Source organism: Streptomyces sp. NPDC033845, assembly GCF_055576225.1.
The window spans coordinates 95,340-103,969 of sequence record NZ_JBVIRI010000022.1 but is presented as its reverse complement, the minus strand read 5'-3'; the positions used below and the strand labels follow the sequence as shown (position 1 = coordinate 103,969).

The following is an 8,630-nucleotide window of genomic DNA, read 5'->3' as shown; positions in this document are numbered from 1 at the left end:
GCACCGCGCACGCCGTGATCACACCGCCCGCCGTATCCGTGACCCGGTGCGTCATCAGCTCCGCACACGGCTGATCCAGCCGGTCATACGACCACCGCCGACCACACCCGGGAAAACAACACCAGCTCCTCCCACCACCGGTACCCAGAGTGGGACCGTGATCGGGACAGACCCCCCACGGGATCGCACACAGCGGCGCAACATCCGGAACCACACCCGAAACCGACACGAGACCGACCGTAGCGCCCCCCCACCTCCGACGCCAGCGCCGCACGGCCTCCACGCCCCCGGACCGGGTGAACCCGCCCGCCCTACCGACCCGGCCGAACCCCAGCCCCATGCAACGACCGCAAGCCCACCCCTCTACCCCCTCCTACCTATAAGTCTGGAAACTCACCGGCCCGGAAAGGTGGTCTGAGCAGGGACGATGCCGACCGCTCGCCGAAGTCGCTTCCCCCTCAGCTTCCCCTCCAGGTTCCCCCTCAGTTTCCCCCCCAGCTTCCCCCTCAGTTTCCCCCCAGGAGGCCGGCCGTCAGAGGCCGATCTCCAGGTAGTCGATGTCGGTGAACTCCACCACCAGGTCCTCCGCGCGGCGGCCGCCGTCGCGGAAGTAGACGTCCTGCAGGCCCTCGGCGGCGAACCGCTGGAGCTCCGCCTCCGAGGCGCCGGCGTCCTGGGCGGATAGCAGCCGATCCGCGTGCTCCGGCGGCAGGTGCTGGGTGATCCGCCGCATCCGCCCGTCGTCCGTCGACCCCGGCGCCGCCGTGAACCCGAAACGCGCCCGGGTCTCGACCACCAACCCGGACTGCCCGGCCGCCCGCTGCCGGGCCGCCTGCGGACGTGGGGCTGCCACCGGCGGCGGACCTCCCGCTCCATCCGCTCCCCCAGCTCCGGCTTCGGGGTGCGGATCTGGTCCTTCACATACCGCTCCACCGTCCGCTGCGAGATCCCGAGCAGCTGCGCCACCTGCCGGGTCGAGCCGGCGTGCTGCTTGACCAGGTAGCGCATCCGGGCGCCGGCGGATTTCGGGATCGGGCGGGTGAACGCCTGCTGCCCGGCCCGGTCAAGGCTGTCGCCGATGATGCCCATCCGTCTCCCCCTGTTCCGGCACCGTGACCAGCGCCCCTCATCCTCACCTACAGCCGAGGCCGGGTGCTGTCGGGATGCGCGGATAGCGCCTGGCCAGGGGACTGTTCGGCTCCGGGAGGCAGGTCGGGGAGGCCGGAGGGTTTGCCCGTCGTGATCGCGAGCAGGAGGGGGTCACGACCAATCCGGTAACACCACGAGGAGGTCCCGATGTCGGGCACGCAGAAGACCAAGGCACAGGCCGAGCAGGTCAAGGGCAAGGCCAAGGAAGCCCTCGGCCGCGCCGTCGGCAACGAGCGCATGACCGCCGACGGCCAGGCCGACCAGGCCAAGGGCAAGGCCCGGCAGGCCAAGGAAGACGTCAAGGACACCTTCCGCCACTGACCCCCTGCCCGCGGCCCCACAGCCGCAGCCATGGCCGGTGCCCCGACCCACCTCCCCCCAGGGTCGAGGCACCGGCCATGTCCGCCCCCACGGGCGCCGCGCCTTCCGGCCGGCCACCCCTCTGGCCTACGGCGTTGACTCCTGCGGAGCAGGGTGTGGTTCGGCGTGCCACGGTGGGAGGGCACTACGAGGTCCCACGCACGCGGGGCCCGGCCGGCCGGTGAGGGCACGGCCGGGCCCCGCACCGGGACCTGGCACGTTCCGGCTGTGCCCACGAGGACCCGGCCCGGCCGGTCAGGCTGTGCGGGGCTTGCGTGAGGCCGTGGTCTTCCTGGCGGTGGTCTTCTTCGCCGGGGCCTTCTTCGCGGCGGCCTTGCGGGGCTTGGCCGCGGGGTCGGCCGTATCGGGCAGGGAGTGGACGGTGGCGTCCTCGCCCCGGCCAGCCATCGCGCCCCTGACCGACTTCTCCAGCATCGCCATCAGGTCCACGACCTCCGCCGACGGCGGCTCAGTCGGCTCGGCGGGGTGTGGCCGGTCTCCGGTCTGTTTGGCTTCGATGACGGCTTCGAGGGCGGCCCGGTACTCGTCCCGGAGGCCGCTGAGGTCGGTGCCGGTGAGGGATTCGGCGAGGGCGACGGCGGCGTCGACCTCGGCGTCGGTGACCTCCACCTCCGGGACCGGGACCTGCTCCGGTGAGCGGATCTCGTCCGGCCAGCGCAGCGAGTGCAGCATGATCACGCGGTCCTTGACGCGCAGGAGGCCCAGGCGCTCGCGGTCACGCATCGCGAACTTCGCCACCGCCACCCTGCTGCTGCGCTCCAACGCCTGGCGCAAGAGCTCGTACGGCTTGGCCGCGACGCCTTCGGCGGCCAGGTAGTAGGAGGCGCCGATCTGGATCGGGTCGATGCTCGCCGCCGGCACGAACCCGACGATCTCGATCGCCTTCGCCGTCGGCAGCGGCAGCCCGTCCAGGTCCTGGTCCGTCACCGGGAGCAGGGTGCCGGTCGCGGTCTCGTAGCCCCGGCCGATCTCTCCCGCCTCCAGGACCTGGCCGTCCAGCTCGCAGGTCTTCCGATACCGGATCCGGCCCCCGTCCGCGAGATGGACCTGGCGGAAGGCCACCGCGTGGGACTCCGTCGCCGGGTAGACCTTGATCAAAATGGTGACTAGACCGAAGGAGATCGCGCCGGACCACATGGGGCGGGGTTGTTCATGGCGAAGTCGTGGCACAAGTCCGTGCGGCCGCCCTCGCCGAGGTCACCAGCCTGCTCGCCCCCAGCGACCGCTGACTCGAGGATGTAGCGAAGCCCCGGACCGTTCAGTCCAGGGCTTCACCGTGCTAGGACCTCAGAGTGCCCTCCTGGACTGATTTCAGCCGGTCATGGGCCATGCGGGCCCTGCTGACCGCCTCGTTCTCATCAGCCTTGGAGTCGCTCAAGTTCTCGTAGGTGAGCCGCACGATGGTGTTGCCCTCGCGGATGGTGATGACGATGGTCCGCAAGGAGGAATCGGCGTAGGCCAGGGCAGTGCTCTCGTCGCCAAGCTTCATCTTTTCCAGCTTCGTGGGAGTGTTGCCTTGCCCATCAAAGCTTCTCCACTCCTCCAGCCCGGGGCCTGCGGCGCGGGCTGCTGCTTCCGACGGGCAGGCGTAGAGGATAAAGGTGGCGGCTTTCCAGAGTTTGCCCTCTACACCTCCGTCCACTTCGTACTCGACACCGTGAGCGCGACACCCGTCCGGCCTGGTGTGGGTACCGCTGTCGTCCATGACGACCCAGTTCCGGGGGAAGGCCTCCGGCTGGGGCAGGGCCAGAGTGATCTCTTCGTCCGTCAGGACAGACCCATCCCCATCGACGCTGGTGCGCCCAGGTTCCCGCGAGAAGGGATCGCTTCCCGCAGAGCCGGAGTCCCCCACCACCAGCTGGCGGACTCCGTAGAGCGCCAGCACCAGCACGGCGACGGCCAGCACGACGACCACACCGGCCAGGACGCGGCCGCCGGCGGTGTTGTTGACGGTGAGCGGGCCCAGGGAGATGTGACTGCGCGAGACCCGACTGCCCGTGATCACCACCGCGTCGCGGTAGGACCGGTTCGAGGCGTCCACCTGCGTGCTGATCTGAGTGCGCAGGTCGGGGTCGGTGGCGATCTCCCCGGCGAGAACCGTCTCGGCCTCAGTGCGCGCGCCTGTATCCCCGGGGTCGGCTTCGAGCGCCGTCAGTGCCGCCTGCCCCCGCGGACTCCGGGCCAGCCCGCCGCGGACCAGCGCGGCCAGCGCCGTACCCCCACCATCGACGACCGCCGCCGCCGAGGCGCCGGCCAGAGCTGTCAACAGGCTCGTGACGGCCACGGCCGCCAGCTCCGAACTGTCCATCCATACCCCCCTGATGTCTGTCTGCCGAGCCATCCTCACCACACCTGGAGCACTTTTGAACCCGCGCGGCGAGTTCCGGCGGATTCTGGTGACCGCGGCCACCGCCGGGTGAGCCGCGGCGGTGGCCGCGACCTCGGGTACGGCGGCGAAGCAGATGTCGTGCCGGTCGGCGGCAGTGAACCGGGCGGAGAGACCGAGCTGCTGGGACTCTGCGTAGCGCAGGGCGGTCGCCTGCCGGCTGTCGGCCGCGCGGACCGCCAGGGCGAGCACCTCGACCGGGTACCCGGCCTTGTGGTGGGCACCATCCGGGACGCGGTTGTCCCCACAGCCGCCCCCCCCGATAGGAGAAGCCCGGAACGGCCGTTACCGTCGCGCCCGTCCGTAGTTCAGAGAAGTGACCGGGCAGCGGGGAGCACAGGGGGCGGTGGGCGGCGTAGAGGGTTCGGTCGGCGTCGGCGATGGCGGCTTCCAGAGCGGCCAGCGACGCGGCCGGGTGCCAGGTGGCGTCCAGGGCGTCGTCGGCGGCCGTCGCGGTGACGGTGGCGGGCAGGACGTACAGGGCGGAGGTACTTGTAACCCAGAGCGGCTCGTATCCTGACCAAGATCCAGGTAGAGGGCCGCGCGGCCGCCCGCCTGGAGGATCCCTCCTGTCTCTCGCACTGATGGGTCTGATGCAGCGTTGGGTGACAGGTTCAGTCACGCGGCCTGAAGAGCCGGTGTGCTCATGACGGTTTCGTATTCGACGGGGGTCAGTCGGCCGAGGGCGGTTTGTCTGCGGCGTCGGTGGTAGGTCCGTTCGATCCAGGTCACGATCGCGATGCGGAGTTCTTCCCGGGCGCCGCTCCCGCCATCAGGGGGCAGCACGGGAGACCGGCAGGTTGGCGGGCAGGGCTCCCAGCCGTAGCCCGGGGTTGCCTCGGCCGTGATGGCTTGGGGTCATGTGTTGGTGTTGAGGGCTTCGGTGGGTGAGAGGCGTGCGGCGCGGACCGCGGGGTAGAGGCCGGCGGCGGCGCCTATGGCGAGGGTCGCGGCGAGTCCGGTGGCGATCGACCAGGGCGGGACGACGACGGTCCAGCCCTGGGCTGTTGCGAAGGCCGCCGTGCCTGCGGCGCCGAGGAGGGCTCCGGCGGTGCCGCCGAGTGCGGAGAGAAGTAGGGCTTCGGTGAGGAACTGGAGTCGGATCTGTCCGCGGGTGGCGCCGATGGAGCGGCGCAGGCCGATCTCCTGGCGGCGTTCGAGGACGGTGACGACCATGGTGTTGGCGATGCCGACTCCGCCGACGAGCAGGGCGACGGCGCCCAGGCCGAGCATGAGTGAGGTCAGGCCCTTGTCGGTGGCGGCTTGTGCGGCCAGGGCGTCGGAGGGGCGGCTGATCTTGACGTGTTCGGGGTGTTCGGGGTTGGCGGTCCGGGGCAGTACGTCGCGTACGGCGTCGACGGCGGTGTTGGCAGAACGCTCGTAGATGACCGTGGGATGGCCGTCGAAGTTCAGGTACGTGGCGGCGGCTTCCCAGCCGATCAGTGCCGAGCGGTCGATCTCGGGTACGAGTTCGACCGGTTCGAGGACGCCCAGGACGGTGAACCAGCGCTCGCCGATCCAGACGAGCGATCCGGGGCCGGCACCCAGGTGGGCCGCTGTCTTGGCGCCGAGCACGGTGGTGGGGAACTGGCTGGTGGCGCCGGTGAACCAGGTGCCCGAGGCGGGCTTCACCCCGAGGGTTTCTGGGAGGCCGGTGTCGGTGGCCAGGACGCCGATGCCGCCGCTCTCCTCCGCGGGGATCTTCTCGGTGCGGCGCACCGTCGCACCGAGCGACGCGGTCGCCGCGACCGCGTCGACGGGTCCGATGCGGTCGATCATGCCGGGGGCATCGGCCGGGAGCTTGACGGGGTTGCCGTCCAGGGACTGGCCGGGCTGGACGGTGAGTAGCCCTGTGCCGAGGCGGTCGAGTGTGGCCATCAGGTCGGCTCTGCTGGAGCTGGATACGCCGACGACGGCGACCATGGTGGCGATGCCGATGGCGATGCCCAGTACGGACAGGACCACTCGCAGGGGTCGGGTACGCAGCCCTGTGGCGCCTACGCGCAGGGTGTCGCGGGGGCTCAGGCGGGCCGGCCGCAGGGTGGCCAGCCCCTTGCGGCCGCCTCTCGGCCGCGGCCGTGCGTCCGGACCGGGCCCTGTCGCCTGCTCCGGCTGCGTCACCGGCACGGAGGCTTGGACCGGTCGGCTGTCTTGTCCGGGCGGCGGGCCGGCGTCGTCGTCATGCTGGTTCATCGGCGCGGCTCCTGCCCGGTGGCGATCAGGCCGTCGCGGACCCGTATTTGGCGGGGGACGGCTGCGGCGAGGTCGTTGTCGTGGGTGATGATGACGATCGTCGATCCGGCCGCGTGCAGTTCCCGCAGGAGTGAGAGCACTGCTTCGCCGGAGGCGGTGTCGAGGTTGCCGGTGGGTTCGTCGGCCAGGATCAGGTCGGGCTCTCCCACGACCGCTCGGGCGACAGCGACGCGTTGGCGTTCGCCGCCCGACAGTTCGTGGGAGCGGTGGCCGGTCCGGTGGCCGAGGCCCACCCGTTCCAGGGCGGTGCGGGCGCGCTCGCGGCGCTCGGTGCGGGGGAGGCCGGCGTAGAGCAGGCCGTCGGCGACGTTGTCCAGGGCGCTGGTGCCGCGGGCGAGGTGGAACTGCTGGAAGACGAAGCCGATGTGGCGGGCGCGCAGGGCGGACAGTTGCGGGTCGGTGAGGTGGGACACGTCGTGTCCGGCGACCCGTACGGTGCCGCTGGTGGCCCGGTCCAGGGTGCCGACGATGTGCAGCAGCGTGGACTTGCCCGAACCTGAAGGGCCGACCACCGCGGCCAGCTCCCCCCGGTCGATGCGCAGGTCCACCCCGTCGAGCGCGGTCACGCCGCCCGGGTAGGTCTTGCCGACCTGGTGCAGTTCCACGACGGCGTCCGCCGTGGAGGCCGGCGGCTCGGGAGCAGCGGGTGTCACGGGTGTCAGGGTGTTCATTTCGCGGGCACCGCTACCTTCATGCCCTCCTGGAGGGCGTCCGAGGTGACCTGCACCCGGCCCTCGGCGTACATCCCGGTTTCGACCGCGACCGTCCGTAGGGCGCCGTCCTCGGATATCTGTACGCCGTGCCCGCCCTCCCGTAGTGCGAGCAGTGCTTCGACCGGGACGGTCAGGGCGCCGCGGGCCGCTTCGCGCACGAAGCTCACCGTCACACGGGCCTGATCGTCTCCGGACAGGTCCGGCACCGTGATCGTGACCTGTGCCTGGCCGCGGTCGGCCTGGGAACCGGCTGAGCCTCCACCCGATCCGGATCCGGATCCGGGCGACTGGGCCGTGGCCGGGGTGGCGGTGAGGCTGCTGATCGTGCCCTCGGCGCTCTTCCCGTCGGCCAAGGTCACCGTGACCTTGGCGTCCTTCTTAAGGAGTTCCCGGGTGGCGGCGTCGACCTCGGCGGTGACCTGCCGGACGCGTGAGCTGAGGACCAGCACTGGAGCGTCGGCCGCGAGGCGGTCGCCGACGGCGGCCTTGGCCTGTGCGACGCGTACGGCCGAGGGCAGGAACACCACCTGGGAGAGCTTGAGGCTTCCGGTGACCCGGGCCTTGCTGTTCTTCTGCCACCGTTTGACGGCCGCCTCGGTGCCCGCGTCGAACCGGCCCCCGGTGCTCGGCACGCCCACGTATCCGAGGGCGCGCAGGTTTTGCTGGACCTGGGTCACGTCGATGCCCTCGTCACCCTTCTTCAGGTCGCGGTACATGGGCACCTGCCCGTACAGCAGCACCGTGGGGACCCGGTCGATCTCGTACAGGACCTCCCCCCGGGAGACGAGGCTGTCCGCCGGTGGTGGCGGGGCGGTCAGCGTGCCGGCCGCCGCGGTCTTGAGGTCCTTGCTGCCGGCGTAGCCGAGGAGCCCCTCGAAGCCGCCCTTCTGCGTGAGATCGGTGCGGGTCACCTCGCCGGTCGGCCGGGTGTCGTGAGCGGCCGAGGCGGACGGGCGGTCGTCCCCGCCCGGGCCCCCGCTGACCACGACAGCACCCACGGCCGCGGTGGCGACCACCAACGCGGCGACCGCGATCAGTCGCTTGCGCTTGCCCGGGGCCTTCACTGCCCGTACACCTCCTGGCGGCACAGGGGGTCGGCCTTCTTGAACTCGGGCGACTCCATGGCCGCACCGGCGTCCTCGAACAGAGGCTGGCCCGGGCGAGGGTCGGAGACCTTGACACCCTTGGAACGCAGGCACTTCGCGTAGGCGAGCGTCTTGGCCTGGCTCTCCTCTTCGTTGCCGGGCCGCTCGGCCGCGAACTTCTTCTGCCACGCCAGGTTGAGCGGCTTGCAGGCGGCCTCCGCCTTCTCCGCCTTCGCGGTGGGGCGACCGTCGCTCAGCACGCTCGGGTCGTCGGGATACTCGGGAATTCCCTGACCGGGCTTGGGGTCACTCATGTTGATCCCGTTGGAGCGCAAGCACTCCACGTACTTCACCAGTGCCTCGTCCGCCGTCAGGTCCTTACCGCCGCCAGCATCCTTTCCCGTGTCCTTCCCGGCTTCATCGCCGTCGGCGGGCTTGCCCGGGGCCGCACTTTCAGCGGAGGCGACTTCGGCCTTCCCGCCGTCCGGGCTGCTGCCCGAGCAGCCCGCGGTAAGGACGATGAGGGGGACCGCGCACAGCACGGCAAGCTTTGCGATCTTCATGCGCCGACCCTCGCAACGCCACCTCATGCCCCCCTCACGGCGACCTCATGAGCGTGTAACAACCCTCGGAAGGGACCTTCGGCATGTCCCTAATGCCCCG

General features: G+C 70.9%; 7 protein-coding genes and 2 pseudogenes. 1 reads left to right on the top strand and 8 read right to left on the bottom strand.

Going from position 1 to position 8,630, the window contains the following annotated elements:
• Positions 1-532 precede the first annotated feature (532 nt).
• Positions 533-1,089: pseudogene (tpg, locus tag ACZ50K_RS32055) on the bottom strand (telomere-protecting terminal protein Tpg).
• A gap of 207 nt (positions 1,090-1,296) precedes the next feature.
• Here tpg and ACZ50K_RS32050 point away from each other — a divergent pair.
• A complete protein-coding gene (locus ACZ50K_RS32050) occupies positions 1,297-1,470 on the top strand; it encodes a CsbD family protein (protein WP_468909584.1) in 174 nt (57 codons plus the stop codon).
• Between the two features lie 294 nt (positions 1,471-1,764).
• Here ACZ50K_RS32050 and ku read toward each other — a convergent pair whose 3' ends face one another.
• The 7 genes and pseudogenes from ku to ACZ50K_RS32015 all read right to left on the bottom strand — a co-directional run bounded on the left by ku (position 1,765) and on the right by ACZ50K_RS32015 (position 8,530).
• On the bottom strand, positions 1,765-2,667 hold the full coding sequence (gene ku, locus ACZ50K_RS32045; RefSeq protein ID WP_468909582.1) for a non-homologous end joining protein Ku: 903 nt from the start codon (positions 2,665-2,667) through the stop codon (positions 1,765-1,767).
• Between the two features lie 142 nt (positions 2,668-2,809).
• Positions 2,810-4,180 carry a zeta toxin family protein gene (locus ACZ50K_RS32040; RefSeq protein ID WP_468909599.1) on the bottom strand — a complete coding sequence of 457 codons (1,371 nt, stop codon included), beginning with the start codon at positions 4,178-4,180 and terminating at the stop codon, positions 2,810-2,812.
• A gap of 354 nt (positions 4,181-4,534) precedes the next feature.
• A pseudogene (locus ACZ50K_RS32035) lies at positions 4,535-4,672 on the bottom strand (IS3 family transposase); the annotation flags it as partial.
• Positions 4,673-4,774: 102 nt separating this feature from the next.
• Positions 4,775-6,109 carry an ABC transporter permease gene (locus ACZ50K_RS32030; protein WP_468909579.1) on the bottom strand — a complete coding sequence of 445 codons (1,335 nt, stop codon included), beginning with the start codon at positions 6,107-6,109 and terminating at the stop codon, positions 4,775-4,777.
• Complete coding sequence (locus ACZ50K_RS32025) at positions 6,106-6,831, bottom strand: ABC transporter ATP-binding protein (RefSeq protein ID WP_468909596.1); 726 nt, start codon at positions 6,829-6,831, stop codon at positions 6,106-6,108. The genes ACZ50K_RS32030 and ACZ50K_RS32025 overlap by 4 nt, the downstream gene beginning before the upstream one ends.
• Before the next feature lie 5 nt (positions 6,832-6,836).
• The gene (locus ACZ50K_RS32020) at positions 6,837-7,946 is read right to left on the bottom strand and encodes a peptidoglycan-binding protein (protein ID WP_468909577.1); all 1,110 of its coding nucleotides are present in this window, start codon (positions 7,944-7,946) and stop codon (positions 6,837-6,839) included.
• On the bottom strand, positions 7,943-8,530 hold the full coding sequence (locus tag ACZ50K_RS32015) for a hypothetical protein (protein ID WP_468909575.1): 588 nt from the start codon (positions 8,528-8,530) through the stop codon (positions 7,943-7,945). Before ACZ50K_RS32015 ends, ACZ50K_RS32020 begins: the two co-directional genes overlap by 4 nt.
• Positions 8,531-8,630: the final 100 nt, after the last annotated feature.